The sequence below is a fragment of the Qipengyuania nanhaisediminis genome (assembly GCF_045862805.1).
Taxonomy (GTDB): Bacteria; Pseudomonadota; Alphaproteobacteria; order Sphingomonadales; family Sphingomonadaceae; genus Erythrobacter; species Erythrobacter nanhaisediminis_A.
This window is the reverse complement of the sequence record NZ_AP025760.1, coordinates 1,922,514-1,936,058: the sequence shown is the minus strand read 5'-3', so window position 1 is coordinate 1,936,058 and position 13,545 is coordinate 1,922,514. Positions and strand designations below refer to the sequence as shown.

11 protein-coding genes are annotated in these 13,545 nt (G+C 62.7%); all 11 read left to right on the top strand.

Annotated elements, in window-relative coordinates:
- The first annotated feature begins 328 nt into the window (after positions 1–328).
- The 11 genes from ACKTSM_RS09320 (at position 329) to xrtA (ending at position 13,535) form a co-directional block, all read left to right on the top strand.
- The gene (locus tag ACKTSM_RS09320) at positions 329–1,888 is read left to right on the top strand and encodes an acyl-CoA ligase (AMP-forming), exosortase A system-associated (RefSeq protein WP_407874382.1); all 1,560 of its coding nucleotides are present in this window, start codon (positions 329–331) and stop codon (positions 1,886–1,888) included.
- A complete protein-coding gene (locus ACKTSM_RS09315; RefSeq protein ID WP_407874381.1) occupies positions 1,885–3,117 on the top strand; it encodes a pyridoxal-dependent decarboxylase, exosortase A system-associated in 1,233 nt (410 codons plus the stop codon). The genes ACKTSM_RS09320 and ACKTSM_RS09315 overlap by 4 nt, the downstream gene beginning before the upstream one ends.
- 173 nt (positions 3,118–3,290) lie before the next feature.
- Complete coding sequence (locus tag ACKTSM_RS09310) at positions 3,291–3,932, top strand: XrtA/PEP-CTERM system exopolysaccharide export protein (protein ID WP_407874380.1); 642 nt, start codon at positions 3,291–3,293, stop codon at positions 3,930–3,932.
- A 16-nt stretch (positions 3,933–3,948) separates the two neighbouring features.
- Positions 3,949–5,472 carry an XrtA system polysaccharide chain length determinant gene (locus ACKTSM_RS09305; protein ID WP_407874379.1) on the top strand — a complete coding sequence of 508 codons (1,524 nt, stop codon included), beginning with the start codon at positions 3,949–3,951 and terminating at the stop codon, positions 5,470–5,472.
- A 10-nt stretch (positions 5,473–5,482) separates the two neighbouring features.
- Positions 5,483–6,466 (top strand): AAA family ATPase, encoded by a 984-nt coding sequence (locus ACKTSM_RS09300; RefSeq protein ID WP_407874378.1) that lies wholly within the window; start codon positions 5,483–5,485, stop codon positions 6,464–6,466.
- Positions 6,463–8,097 carry a preprotein translocase subunit YajC gene (locus ACKTSM_RS09295; protein WP_407874377.1) on the top strand — a complete coding sequence of 545 codons (1,635 nt, stop codon included), beginning with the start codon at positions 6,463–6,465 and terminating at the stop codon, positions 8,095–8,097. Before ACKTSM_RS09300 ends, ACKTSM_RS09295 begins: the two co-directional genes overlap by 4 nt.
- Positions 8,098–8,119: 22 nt before the next feature.
- The gene (locus ACKTSM_RS09290; protein ID WP_407874376.1) at positions 8,120–9,274 is read left to right on the top strand and encodes an XrtA/PEP-CTERM system-associated ATPase; all 1,155 of its coding nucleotides are present in this window, start codon (positions 8,120–8,122) and stop codon (positions 9,272–9,274) included.
- Between the two features lie 2 nt (positions 9,275–9,276).
- On the top strand, positions 9,277–10,212 hold the full coding sequence (locus ACKTSM_RS09285) for an XrtA system polysaccharide deacetylase (RefSeq protein ID WP_407874375.1): 936 nt from the start codon (positions 9,277–9,279) through the stop codon (positions 10,210–10,212).
- Positions 10,209–11,270, top strand: coding sequence for a FemAB family XrtA/PEP-CTERM system-associated protein (locus tag ACKTSM_RS09280; RefSeq protein WP_407874374.1), 1,062 nt, complete (start codon positions 10,209–10,211; stop codon positions 11,268–11,270). Before ACKTSM_RS09285 ends, ACKTSM_RS09280 begins: the two co-directional genes overlap by 4 nt.
- A gap of 17 nt (positions 11,271–11,287) precedes the next feature.
- A complete protein-coding gene (locus tag ACKTSM_RS09275; protein ID WP_407874373.1) occupies positions 11,288–12,511 on the top strand; it encodes a TIGR03087 family PEP-CTERM/XrtA system glycosyltransferase in 1,224 nt (407 codons plus the stop codon).
- A complete protein-coding gene (gene xrtA, locus ACKTSM_RS09270; protein ID WP_407874372.1) occupies positions 12,501–13,535 on the top strand; it encodes an exosortase A in 1,035 nt (344 codons plus the stop codon). Before ACKTSM_RS09275 ends, xrtA begins: the two co-directional genes overlap by 11 nt.
- Positions 13,536–13,545: the final 10 nt, after the last annotated feature.

The window sequence follows — 13,545 nt, the reverse complement described above, 5'->3', positions numbered from 1 at the left end:
GCGTCGCCAGACTTGTCAGTGGCTGGATGGGTGCTCATCTCACATCGATCCCTTTTGGCGCCGCCAAATGGCCCGGTCCTTGTTGTGCGGCCTGAAGCGCGCCCTTAGCCACGCGTGGGGATTGGCGCAAGCTCCGGCGGGACTGGCGCTTGCGGGACGTTGCAATGAGGGGCAGGCAGAACCCGGCCTCTCGCCATGCTGTGCGTTTCGAGCGCAAACCACGGACAAGACTGTCGCGACACCTTTTTGAAACAGCTCTTGCAACACGTTAACCCTGTCGTGATACCGCGCGTCGACCTGCCAATCTGGCAGACATTACCTAAGCCGAATGGAGCCGATCATCTCTCCGCCGCCCGATCCCACGCCCTATCCGCTCGATCACATCGTCGAACTGGCGAGTGCTCGCGGTGCCGGCGCGGCCCCCGCACTGGTCCTGCGCGACATCACCTTGTCTCACGATGCGCTGGGAGAACGGGTGGACTGGCTGGCCGGGTGGCTGAAGCGCACGGTTCCAGAGAGCGGCGCGCGTATTGCTAGCTGGGCGGCAAAAGGCGAACTCACATGCCTGTTGCCACTGGCGGCGGCACGGGCCGGACTGGTCCATGTCCCCATCAACCCGCTGCTCAAGCGGGCGCAGGTAGCGCATATCCTCGCAGACAGCGGTGCAAAAATGCTGATCGCGACCGCTTCTCGTATCAAGACACTCGACCCCGGCGATACTGCCGACGGATGCTTCGTTATCGAGGAGCAGGCCGCGATGGAAGCGGCGTTGGAAGGCAGAACCACACAAGGGCCTTCGCGTGCCGATCCCGACACTCTCGCGGCGATCCTTTACACGAGCGGTTCGACCGGGAAACCAAAGGGCGTCATGCTCAGCCATGCCAATCTCTGGCTCGGCGCTGTCAGCGTTGCGCACTACCTGAGGCTGGCACCCGACGACGTGACGCTCGCGGTCTTGCCGCTCGCATTCGACTACGGCCAGAACCAGCTACTCTCGACCTGGTATGCAGGCGGCAGCGTGGTCCCGCTTGACTTCCTGTTCCCGCGCGATGTCGTCAAGGCTTGCGCAAGGCACGGTGTCACGACCCTCGCAGCGGTTCCGCCCCTGTGGGTCCAGCTTGCCGAGACCGAATGGCCGCAGCAATCAAGCGCGACGCTGCGCCGGCTGACCAATAGCGGGGGCGCGCTGACGCGCGACCTCGTAACAGACCTCCGCTCGATGTTCGCGAAAGCCGATCTTTACCCGATGTACGGACTGACCGAGGCGTTTCGCTCGACATATCTGGACCCTTCTCTGGTGGACGACCACCCGACCTCGATGGGCACCGCCATACCCTTTGCCGAGATCCTCGTTCTCGATGACGCGGGACAGATCGCCGGGCCGGGCGAGGAGGGCGAACTGGTTCATTGCGGGCCACTGGTTGCGCAAGGTTACTGGCAGGACGAAGCGCGCACGGCCGAGAGGTTCAGACCTGCGCCTCCGCAATCGCGCTATGGCGGCATGGCTGTTTTCTCGGGCGACAGGGTCAAACGCGACAATGATGGCCTCTTGTATTTCGTCGGAAGGCGCGATGCGATGATCAAGAGCGCGGGCAATCGGATCAGCCCGCAGGAAATCGAGGAAGCAGCAACAGCCACCGGTCTTGTTGCCGAGGCGGTGGCTATTGGCGTTCCTGATGCGCGGCTCGGTCACGCGGTGCACCTGGTTGTGCGCGGCACTGGCGATAAGGCCGAAGATCGCCGCCTCGTTCAAGAACTGCGAAAGCGCCTGCCCAATTTCATGCAACCTCAACAGGTGCATTGGCGCGGCACTCTGCCGCTCAATCCGAACGGCAAAATCGATCGCACCACCTTGCATCGGGAACTTCTGACGGAGTCAGGACGATGAAGAGCAAGCCGACCGGCCCGATACCTGCAGGCTTTACCGCCATCGATGGCGAACTGGCCATTGGCGGCAAGCCGGTGACTCAAATCGTCGAGGATGCGGGCCGCACCCCGCTTTTCGTCTATTCGCGCGACCGGCTCGATCAGCGTGTGGCGCAATTGCGTGCTGCCATGCCGCAGCGCATCGGCATCAATTACGCGGTCAAGGCCAATCCGCATCCAGATGTGATCGCGCACATGGCGCCGCTTGTCGACGGGTTCGATATCGCTTCGTCGGGCGAACTTGCGCGCGTGTTGAAGCAAGGCGTGGATGCTGCGCGCGTCAGCTTTGCAGGGCCAGGCAAGCGCGACGATGAACTTGAGGCGGCAATAGCAGCGGGTGCGACGCTCAATTGCGAATCCGAAGGCGAGGCGCAGCGCAGCCTTGCGATTGCCCGTCGGCTCGAAAAGCGCGCGCGAATTGCCATAAGGGTGAACCCGTCCTTCGAGCTCAAGGGTTCGGGAATGAAGATGGGAGGCGGTGCCAAGCCTTTCGGCGTCGATGCCGAACGCGTGCCGGAACTTGCTCGTCACATCATTGCCAATGGCGCCGAATATCGCGGGCTGCATGTTTTTACCGGCAGCCAGGCGCTGAGCGCCGAGGCGATTATCGAAGCGCAGGCTAATGTCCTTGCCCTCGCCGAGGAACTGACAGAGCAGATCGGTGCACCTCTTCCAAAACTGAACATGGGCGGCGGGTTCGGAATCCCCTATTTCCCGGGAGACGAACCGCTGGATATCGCAGCTGTTGGCGCAGCTCTCGCCGACCGGGTTGCGAACCTCCCGCAAGCGCTGTCCGACACTGAACTGTGCATAGAGTTGGGCCGCTATCTCGTTGGCGAGGCTGGCGTTTATCTGTGCCGCGTCATCGATCGCAAGGTCAGCCACGGGACGGTTTTCCTGGTCACCGATGGCGGGTTGCATCACCAGCTTGCAGCCTCCGGCAATTTCGGCACGGTCGTGCGCCGTAACTATCCGGTCGCGATCGCCACCCGTTTCGATGCCGACCCCGATGAAGTGGTCAATTTGGTGGGCTGCCTCTGCACCCCGCTCGACAGGCTGGGCGATGCCGTGCTGCTGCCATCGGCCGAACCGGGTGACCTTGTCGCGGTCTTCTGCGCCGGCGCCTATGGCGCAAGCGCTTCACCGGCGGATTTCCTCGGTCATGGCGCGGCTGCAGAACTCGTCGTTTAGGTCTGCGCAAGCCGCTGTCCCGAAACGGGATAGCACTGCGAAATTCCCCCTATCACTAACATTATGTTCACCATTATCGGCGAGGAACTCCGGGTCATTCGCGAAACCGTGACGTGCAGGTCGCTCCTGCAATGGATGTCACGGTGCGCTTTACTGACCAAGGATACGTATCGATGCCGAATTCGCTTTCATTGCCCCGCGTAGCGGGTCTCGCTCTTGCCACCACCTACTTGACCGCATGTGCCGGTACCGGCCCCGAATTGCCTTCGGCGAGCTATGCCGAGACGCAAAGCGCGCCGAGTGCGGAATACATCATCGGTCCGCTCGACGAGATCACGATCCATGTCTGGCGCAACCCCGAACTGAGCGCAGAGAATATCCAGGTTCGCCCCGATGGGCGGATCACCATTCCGCTCGTCCGCGACATGGCCGCCGTGGGCAAGACAGCGACCCAGCTCGAAAGCGACATCCATGACGAGCTCGTCAAATATATCGAGCAACCGATCGTCTCGGTGATCGTCAACGAGTTCAACTCCACCTTTGACCAGCAGATTCGCGTGGTCGGCTCGACCGAGCAACCGGCCTCGCTTCCCTTCCGTGCAAACATGACAGTGCTCGACGCGATGATCGCGGTTGGCGGTCTTGGTGAATTCGCCGCGGGCAACCGTGCAAAATTGCTGCGGATCGACCGCGAGACAGGCGAGCAGAACGAATATCGTCTGCGGCTTGCCGACCTTCTCAAGCGCGGTGACAGCAGCGCCAATGTAATGCTGAGCCCGGGCGATACCATCATCATCCCTGAAAGCCGGTTCTAGGAGCGCGGGGCCGGGTATGAACGAGATTGTCGAAGAACTGCGCGGAGCGCTCTATTCGGTCTGGCACCGCCGCTGGATCGCGCTCGCTATTGCCTGGGCGGTGTGCCTGCTCGGGTGGCTGATCGTCGCGATGATCCCCAATTCCTATGAATCACGCGCACGCATCTATGTCGATGTCGATGATGTCCTTTCCGAACAGCTCGGCATCGCCGGAGATGGACGGGAAGAGATCACCCGCGTGCGCCAGACGCTCTTGAGCTCGGTTAATCTCGAGAAGGTCATCACCTCGACCAAGCTGGGCGAGGAGATCACCGGGCGCGCGCAGCTCGATACCGCGATCGCCGATCTGAGCGAGAATGTCCGCGTCGAGAGCGAAGAGGACAATCTCTTTTCGATCACCGCGGAAGTGGGCCTGCGCCGGCTCAGCGATGCGGAAAACGCCGTTCTCGCGCGCAACGTGGTGCAAAAGCTGCTCGACATCTTTCGCGAAGAACACATTTCGGGCAATCGCGCCGAGATCAGCGGCGCCATTGCTGATCTCAACGAGCAACTCGAAGAGCGAAAGCTGGAGCTCGAAGCGGCCGAGGAACGGCGCCTGGCATTCGAGGCGCAATATCCCGATCTCGTCGGCGGATCGGCCACCTTGTCCTCGCGGGTCCAGAGGGCCCGGACCGAACTGCGCGATATCGATGCCGACCTTGCGGCTGCGCAAAGCGCGCTCGTCGCCTTGAATGGCCAGTTGTCGAGCACGCCTCGCACGTTGGTAGGCGGAAGCGGCGACAACGGGCCGCGTGCCGCTCTTGCACAGGCGCAGTCGCAGCTCGCAGCCCTTCGTGCCCGCGGACTGACCGATGCCCACCCGGACGTTCTCTCTGCGACCCGCCAGGTCGAGCTGCTCACTCGTCAGGTCGCGGCAGAAGGACCTGGAAATGTCTCCGGCACCCCGAACCCCGCCTATTCCTCGCTTCTTGCCCTGCGTGCAGACCGGCAGGCCGGGGTCGAGGCGTTGCAGGCACGGAGGGCTGCCATCCAGTCGATGCTGGCATCGCTGGTCGCTAGCCAGGCATCCGAACCCGCTGTCGCCGCCGAAGCGAACCGCATCAGCCGCGATTACGACGTCCTGCGGACCAATTACGAGCGCTTGCTCGAAGATCGCGAGAAACTGCGCACGCGCGGCGATGTCGTTGACGAGACGAGTCAGTACAAGTTCGATCTCGTCGATCCGCCGGTGGTGCCACAATCGCCTGCGGCCCCCAATCGCCCGCTACTGCTTATCGGCGTGTTGATCGTCGGGATCGGCGCCGGGGCAGGGGGCGCTTATGCGCTCGCGCAATTGCGCTCCGGGTTTGCAACCCCGCAGAAACTCGAAAGGTCGATGGGCTTGCCGGTCATCGGCTCGGTATCGCTGACACTATCCGATGCGGCAAAGCAATTGCGCGCGAAACGGTTGAAGCAGTTCGCAGGTGCCTCGGCAGGGCTCGTCGGCGTGCTCGTCGTCTTGCTGGCGATCGAAATCGTTTCGGTCGGAACCATCGCGTGAGGGGGCAGAGATGACCGAACACAGCAAGATCGACAGCAAGTCCAAGGGCGCTGCATCGCTGTTCGAGCGGGCCGACAAGGCCTTCGGTCTCGACGCGATTGGCGCAGTGGGTGTGCCTGCGAACCTGCCGCGACCAAAGCGGCGTGTCCCGCAAGCGCAGCCAGCGGCTCCAGCGAAGGCGAAGCCCGAGGCACAGTCCATCAAGCCGGCGGCTGAAAAAGACGTCGCGGCACCGGTCGAAGTTCACGAACCGGCGGTCGCCCTTTGCGGACCGCTGCTAGAGACAGATGGCGAGCGAATCCAGGCGGAAGGGCTCATCGTGCCTGGCCAACCGGCGACGGGGTTGCTCGAGGAATTTCGCATCGTCAAACGCGAACTCCTCGCCGATGCGCGTGCGTCGAGCGATCCCAAGGCGCGGCGCATTCTCGTGTGTTCGCCGCTTCCTGGTGAGGGCAAGACCTATTGCGCGACCAATCTTGCGATCGCGCTGGCCGCTGAACGCGATATCGAGGTCGTGCTCGTTGATGCCGATTTCCTCAAGCCATCAGTGACGCGCCGCCTCGGAATAGAGGGCGCGGACAAAGGGCTGATGGATGCGCTCAACGACAGCTCAATCGCGCCCGAAACGCTGGTTTCGCCGACTGATATTGAAGGTTTGTTCGTTTTGCCTGCCGGCAATGCCTCAGCGCGCGATTCCGAACTGCTTACCAGCGCGCGAACCGGCGAGGTGCTCGATCGGATCACCCGCAGAGCGCCCAGACGTTTCGTGATCTTCGACACACCGCCCGCGCTCGCCGCATCGCCGGCGGCCGAGCTCGCATCGCATGTCGGCCAGGCGCTGCTGGTGGTGCGCGCCGATTACACAGGGCGTGCCGCGCTCGAAGATGCGCGCCAGCTCCTTTCTGCCTGTCCCGATATCAAGCTGCTGCTCAATGCGGCGCAATTCAGCCCGTCCGGCCGCCGCTTCGGCGAATACGGGGAGAGGGAAGAATGACCATGCTTCGCCATAGAAAACTGCTTCTTGCCGGTATCGCTTCGATCATCATGGCAGCGCCCGTCCAGGCGCAAGAAAGCCGCGCTGACGACGGACCGGGACGCACCACCACTGTCAGCCCCTATATCGAGGTGAGCCAGGTCCTATCGGCCGAACTCTCGCCCGGGGATGACGTGCTGACCTTCACCCAGGTTGCGGCCGGGGTCGATATCAACGTGCAGGGCCGCAATAGCGGGGTCTCGGCCTCGGTCCGATACGAACGCAATATCGGTTATGGCGACGCTGTCGACACCGATACCGTGAGCGGCGTAGCGCGCGGTTATATCGCCGTCATCCCTCGCGCGGTAACGCTAGAGGCGGGCGCTCTGGCAAGCCGGACTCGCGTCGATGGAAGCGGGGCGGTCTCGCCCAATCCACTGGTCAGCGCCGATGCGACGAGCCAGACCTATGCGCTTTACGCCGGACCGACATTCAACGCCCAGGCCGGACCCGTTGCGGTCTCGGCGCATGCGCGCATCGGTTACAATCGTTTCGAGACCGACGATGCCGTCATTGACGAAAATGGCGACCCGATCGATGTCTTCGATGACAGCGTGACCTATTCGAGCCAGGTGCGGGCCGCGACCCGCGCGGGCGATCCGTTGCCCGTCGGGCTGGCGGTGACTGCCGGCGCCTATCAGGAAGATATCTCCAACCTCGATCAGCGTGTGCGCGATATATATGTGCGCGGCGATGTCACCGTGCCGGTCTCGCAATCGCTCGCGATCGTTGGTGGCGCCGGTTACGAGGATGTCGAGGTGTCGAGCCGCGATGCTCTGCGCGATGCCAATGGCGACCCGGTGATCGGCGCGGACGGACGGCTTGTCACCGACACGTCATCGCCGCGTGTTCTGGCGTTCGATGTCGACGGATTCCTCTGGGATGTCGGCGTGCTTTGGCGCCCGAGTTCGCGCACGTCGCTACAGGCGAGCATCGGCGAACGCTATGATTCGACGACCTACTACGGTTCGTTCACCTATGTGCCGAGCGAACGCAGCGCGTTGAGCATCTCGGCCTATGACGGCATCACCGGTTATGGCGGCGCGCTCAACAACGCACTCGCCGGACTTTCGGACGATTTCACTGTCGGCCGCAATCCGGTGACCGGTGACTTCTCTGGACTCGTCTCGGGCGCTGACGGCGATGGCAACGGCCTCGTCAACACGCTCGGCTCGGTGCGCTCGGCAGCATTTCGCGGTCGAGGGGTGAATGTCAGCTATCAACGCCGCATCGGACGTCTCACCGCTGCTCTTGGCGCAGGTTATGACAGGCGCACCTTCATCGCAGCGCAAGGAACCGCGCTCGAGGCAGCCGACGGCATCACCGATGAAAGCTATTACATCACCGGGGCGCTCGGCCGTCAGCTCGGCCGCAATGCGAGCCTGCAGACCAGTGCATATGTCAACTGGTTCGAAGCCGGACGCGCCGACGGCGACCTCACCGCGATCGGGGCGTCTGCCGCCTATAACCGTTCGCTCACCTCGCGCCTTTCGGCCCGCGCCGCGCTCGCGGTCGATTACTTCGATAGCGATTTTTCGGCCGAGGATTTCGCCACTGCGACCGCGCTGCTCGGTCTGCGCTACGATTTCTGATCCTAGGGGGAGCAGACAAGCCATGTACGACACTTTTTACGGTTTCAGCGGAAGGCCCTTCCAGCTTACGCCCGACCCTGATTTCTATTTCGAGAGCGCGAGCCATCGCAAGGCTTTGAGCTATCTCGGCTATGGCATGAATCAGGGCGAAGGCTTCATCGTCATCACCGGCGAGGTCGGTGCGGGCAAATCGACCCTGGTGGCGCACCTGATGGAGCGGATCGATCCGCAAGCGCACACGGTTGCACAGGTCGTGACGTCTGCGCTTGATGGAGAAGAACTGGTCCATGTCGTCGCCCAGGCTTTCGGACTCAAGATCGAGGGCAAGGACAAGGCTGGCGCCCTAGGTGCGATCGAGCGCTTCCTGCAAGACGAAGCGCGCGAGGGCCGTCGTTGCTTGTTGGTGGTTGATGAATGTCAGAATCTCGACATCACCGCGCTCGAAGAGCTGCGGATGCTTTCAAATTTTCAGCTCGGTTCGCACCCGCTTTTGCAGAGCCTGCTGCTCGGGCAACCGGAATTTCGCCGCACGCTCGCTCATCACCCCGATCTTGAGCAATTGCGCCAGCGGATCATCGCCTCGCATCATCTCGAGGCCCTCGATGAAAGCGAGGTGCAGGACTATGTCGAGCACCGGCTCGAACAGGTCGGTTGGGATGGGCGGCCCATCTTCGAAGATCAGCTTCTCTCGCTGCTCTATGATGCGACCCAAGGCATACCGCGGCGCGTGAACCAGGTGATGAACCGCCTGCTTCTGCTGGGCGCGATCGAGGAAGTCGATGCGATCGGAAGCGAGATGCTCGACGCCGTGCTCGCAGAGATGAATGCGGACCAGGATCGCGGGTCTAGCGTCGAGCCCAGCGGACTGAGCATCGAGCCGGCCGAGGTCGCCCCGGCCAGCGAGGCCGGCATTGACAGCGTTCCTGCCAGCGAGGTTGCCGCTCTGCTGGCAGAGCGCGATGAGCGAACCGCCGAACTTGAAGCTGCCATCAGCGAATTGCAGGCGGCCGGTCGCTCGGCAGCGGGTGACGGCGCGACGGCACTGAGCACCCCGCAGTTCGACGAGACCATCGGCCGTATCGAGGCTCGCCTCGAAGAGCAGGAACAGTCGTTCCGGCACGTGCTGACCATGCTGATCGAGTGGCTCGAGGACGATACTTCGCGCGAGGCAGCCTGACCATGAACGCGCAAAGTCCGTTCCCTGCTGCACACGCGCACAAGGACGGCGGCGTGACGAATGGGCTGTCTGTCGATGTCGAGGACTGGTTCCAGGTCGGCGCGTTCGAGACCGTGATCGATCGCGATGACTGGGACGATCTCGACCTGAGGGTAGAGGACAATATCGCGCGCATTCTCGACCTGTTTTCCGAAGCGCAAGTGAGCGCGACCTTCTTCACGCTCGGTTGGGTGGCGAGGCGCCGTCCCGATCTCATTCGCCGGATAGCCGATGCCGGGCACGAGATCGCCAGTCATGGATACGATCACGCCCGGGTGTTCACTTTTGACCGCACCACTTTTGCCGCCGACATCAAACTGGCGCGAGAAATCCTTGAAGATTGCAGCGGAAAGAAGGTTGCCGGCTATCGAGCACCCAGCTTCTCGATCGATCAGCGCACGCCATGGGCTTTTCTCGAACTCGCTGAACAGGGGTACGACTATTCTTCCAGTGTCGCCCCGGTGACGCACGACCATTATGGCTGGCCCGACGCACCGCGCTTTGCTTTTCGTCCGCTTCCAGGTTCGGATCTGGTCGAATTGCCAGTGACCACCGCAATTCTCGGCGGACGACGTGTCGCAGCGGGGGGAGGGGGGTTCTTCCGGGTCCTGCCTTATGCGTTTTCTCGATGGGCGATCCGTCAGGCCAATCGCAAATACAATCGCCCCGCGGTCTTTTATTTCCACCCGTGGGAAATCGATCCTGACCAGCCACGCGTGCCCGGAGCACCGATCCGCTCGCGTTTGCGCCACTATACCGGGCTTGAGCAAATGGCCGGAAAACTGCGCGACCTCGTCCACGAGTTTCGCTGGTGCAGGATGGACGTCCTCGCGCACCGTGAAGCGCGCCGTGCAGAAGTGCCTGGCGGCAGGGGCGAGGCCGATGAGGTCGCGGCATGAACATGGCGCTCGACACTCGCGGCACTGTTACCGTCACCGACCTCGATGACCCGTTCACGGTCGATAGTATCGAGGTTTATGTGCGCCGACAGCGTGGCAGCCTGTTTCACCGCCCGGCCTGGCTGAATGCGGTGGCGCAGGCCACGGGCCATCGCGCTATGGGTCTCATTGCCGAGAAGATGGGAGCAATCACCGGGTGGTTGCCCCTGACCAGGGTGCAATCGCGGCTGTTCGGCAAAGCGCTCGTTTCGAGCGGCTTCGGCGTCGGAGGCGGCGTCCTTTGCGATGATAGCGAAGTCGGCTTCCAGCTCTGCGATCATGCGAGCCAGATCGCGGCGGCCGAGGGTTTTGACAGCGTGGAATTGCGCGGCGGGGCGATTCCCGAGGGCTGGACACGCCACGAGGACAAGCATTGCGGTTTCGAGCGCGAACTGGCGAGCGATGATGAGGAACAATTGCTCGCAATCCCGCGCAAGGCGCGCGCCGAAGTGCGAAAGGCGCTGAAGAGCGATCTCGAAGTGCGTATCGGCCGCGAGCAGCATGACCTCGCCGAGCACTACTCGGTCTATTCGCAAAGCGTACGCAATTTGGGCACGCCCGTATTCCCGAAGCGCCTGTTCGAGACCATGCTCGATGCTTTCCCGGACAGCAGCGACATCTTGACAGTTTCGCGCCGTGGAGAGCCGCTGGCGAGTGTTCTGTCCTTCTACCACGACGGGGCTGTGCTGCCATTCTGGGGCGGAGGGAGCCGCGACGCGCGCGCCGCCCGCGCCAATGAACTCATGTATTATGAGCTCATGCTACACGCCCGTCGGCAGGGCATGCGCCGGTTCGATTTCGGCCGGTCGAAAACAGGCAGCGGCCCGTATCATTTCAAGAAGAACTGGGGCTTTACGCCTCAGCCGTTGGTCTACGGCGAATGGGTAAGGCCCGGTGCACTCGCGCGTAATGTCGACCCGACCAGCGCCTCTTATGCTCGCAAGATCGCTCTTTGGAAGAAGTTGCCGCTACCGCTTGCCAATGCGCTTGGCCCGCTCGTTGCGCGTGACTTGGCCTGACCGCGGAGATCACGGCGATGGGCGACATACTTTTCCTGGCGCACCGCGTGCCCTTTCCCCCCAATCGCGGGGACAAGATTCGTGCACACCACCTGCTCAGGAAGCTCGCCGAGATCGCTCCGGTTCACGTCGGTTGCTTCGCTGACAGCGACGAGGACCGCGCCGCTATCGGCGAGTTGTCAGCCATCGCTGCGTCGCATTGCGTGGTCGACCGCACAAAACCGCTCGTGCTGGCAGGTGTGGAGGCGATCTGTACGCGGCGACCGGTAAGCCTTACCGCCTTTTCCAGTCATACGCTTTCCGACTGGACAAGGCGCATGTTGACCAGCGGACGGATCGACAAGGTAGTGATCTTCTCGGGCCAGATGGGCCAGTTTCTGCCCGGCGACTGGGACGGGAAAGTGGTCATAGATCTTTGCGACGTCGATAGCGCCAAGTTCGAAAACTTTGCTGACAACGGTGACCGCGTGTGGCTGAACAGGCGCGAAGGCCGCCTGCTCGCTCGCGAGGAAGAGCGTCTGGCAAGACGCGCGGATGCGACCGTGTTGATCAGTGCGCAGGAAGCAGATTTGTTCGCAAGCCGATTGAGCGAGCCGGGCTGCGCAAATATCGCCGTGATTGGCAATGGGATCGATGCGGCCGCATTCGATCCCACATCGATCAAGCCTTGTCCGGAGCTTGCCGGTGCAAAGGGCCCGCACCTCGTCTTCACCGGACAGATGGATTACCCGCCCAACGAGGCTGCGGCACAATGGGCAGCGACTCAGCTGATGCCGCTCCTGCGGGAGCGTCTGCCGGATGCGTGCTTGCATGTGGTTGGCCGGCGTCCGCGCGCAGCCTTGCGTGCTCTCGATGGGCGCGATGGCTTGCGCGTCTGGGGAGAAGTGCCCGATATTCGGCCGTTCCTTGCCGCTGCCGACTGCGTCGTGGTTCCGCTCGCGATAGCCCGCGGCGTGCAGAACAAGGTGCTCGAGGCCATGGCGATGGCGCGGCCTGTCCTCCTGACGCCGCAATCGGCCACTGGCATTGCCGCACGTGACGCCGAGCATTGGCAGCTCGCCGATCTCGATCCCTCGCAGATGGCTGCCAAAGCAGCCGATTTGCTCGCAAGGCCCGAAGTAGCAGCCGAAACGGGCCAACGCGCACGCCAGTTTGTCCTGGACCACCATGACTGGCAGGCCATGCTCGTGCCGCTGGCCAACCTCCTCGAAGGTGGGAGGGCTTCGCGCCATGCCGCCTGACCTTGCCTCCAGTCTTCACCGTTCGGAATCGCTGCGGGCGCACGAGCCGCATTCGGCTTGGCGCAGCGCGCTGCTCCTGATGTTGTCGGGCGCACTGGTTGTCATGACGGTGACGGCACGTGAATGGGCGGAGATGTTCCATCAGTGGTTGTGGATCGACACCTTTTCGCACATCCTCCTCGTACCGCCGGTCATCGCATGGCTCGTCCACCTCAAACGCGACGATCTTGCGCAGATCACGCCTGCGCCCTGGGCGGCGGGTCTCGGAATAGTCGCGGTTGGCCTTGCGCTGTGGCTCGCTGGCCGTGCGAGTGGGATCAATCTGCTCGCACATGCCGGTGCGGTCGGAGCGCTACAGGGCGTCGTCCTTACCGCAATCGGCCCGCGTGCGGGACTAGCACTCGCGCTACCGATCGGGTTTGCGGTGTTCCTTGTTCCCTTCGGCGATGAAATCATTGGTCCGCTACAGATCGTTACCGCGAAGATCGCCGTGACGCTGACCATTTGGAGCGGGATTCCGGCGGAAATCGACGGTATCTTCATCCAGACCCCGATCGGGCTATTCATCGTCGCCGAGGCGTGTTCGGGTGTGAAATTCCTTATCGCGATGATCGCCCTTGCCGTGCTGGTTTGCTTCACGCGCTTTGCGAGCTGGCGCCGCCGGGCCGCATTCATTGCTTTGGCCATCATCGTGCCGATTATCGCCAATGGCCTGAGGGCCTGGGGCACGATTTATATCGCGCAAAGCCGCGGAACGGAGTTTGCCGCGGGGCTCGATCACATCGTTTATGGCTGGGTTTTCTTCGCCATCGTCGTCGCGGTCGTGCTCGCTGCTGCATGGCGCTTTTTCGAGCGCGATCCCGATGCCTATGGTTGGGATGCGAGCGAAATCGGAGCCATGGCCTGGCCGGCCGCGCTCGAAAGCAGGCCGATCACGCCAGCCACTGCGCTCGCGGCCATTCTTACCCTCGTGCTCGTCGCCATGGCCACGCTCGCGATTGCGGTGCCGAAGGGCATGGGCTAACCGCCGCGGC

Coding starts and splice junctions, on each gene's coding strand:
- ACKTSM_RS09320 (WP_407874382.1), top strand. CDS start 329: ATGGAGCCGATCATCTCTCCGCCGCCCGATCCCACGCCCTATCCGCTC.
- ACKTSM_RS09315 (WP_407874381.1), top strand. CDS start 1,885: ATGAAGAGCAAGCCGACCGGCCCGATACCTGCAGGCTTTACCGCCATC.
- ACKTSM_RS09310 (WP_407874380.1), top strand. CDS start 3,291: ATGCCGAATTCGCTTTCATTGCCCCGCGTAGCGGGTCTCGCTCTTGCC.
- ACKTSM_RS09305 (WP_407874379.1), top strand. CDS start 3,949: ATGAACGAGATTGTCGAAGAACTGCGCGGAGCGCTCTATTCGGTCTGG.
- ACKTSM_RS09300 (WP_407874378.1), top strand. CDS start 5,483: ATGACCGAACACAGCAAGATCGACAGCAAGTCCAAGGGCGCTGCATCG.
- ACKTSM_RS09295 (WP_407874377.1), top strand. CDS start 6,463: ATGACCATGCTTCGCCATAGAAAACTGCTTCTTGCCGGTATCGCTTCG.
- ACKTSM_RS09290 (WP_407874376.1), top strand. CDS start 8,120: ATGTACGACACTTTTTACGGTTTCAGCGGAAGGCCCTTCCAGCTTACG.
- ACKTSM_RS09285 (WP_407874375.1), top strand. CDS start 9,277: ATGAACGCGCAAAGTCCGTTCCCTGCTGCACACGCGCACAAGGACGGC.
- ACKTSM_RS09280 (WP_407874374.1), top strand. CDS start 10,209: ATGAACATGGCGCTCGACACTCGCGGCACTGTTACCGTCACCGACCTC.
- ACKTSM_RS09275 (WP_407874373.1), top strand. CDS start 11,288: ATGGGCGACATACTTTTCCTGGCGCACCGCGTGCCCTTTCCCCCCAAT.
- xrtA (WP_407874372.1), top strand. CDS start 12,501: ATGCCGCCTGACCTTGCCTCCAGTCTTCACCGTTCGGAATCGCTGCGG.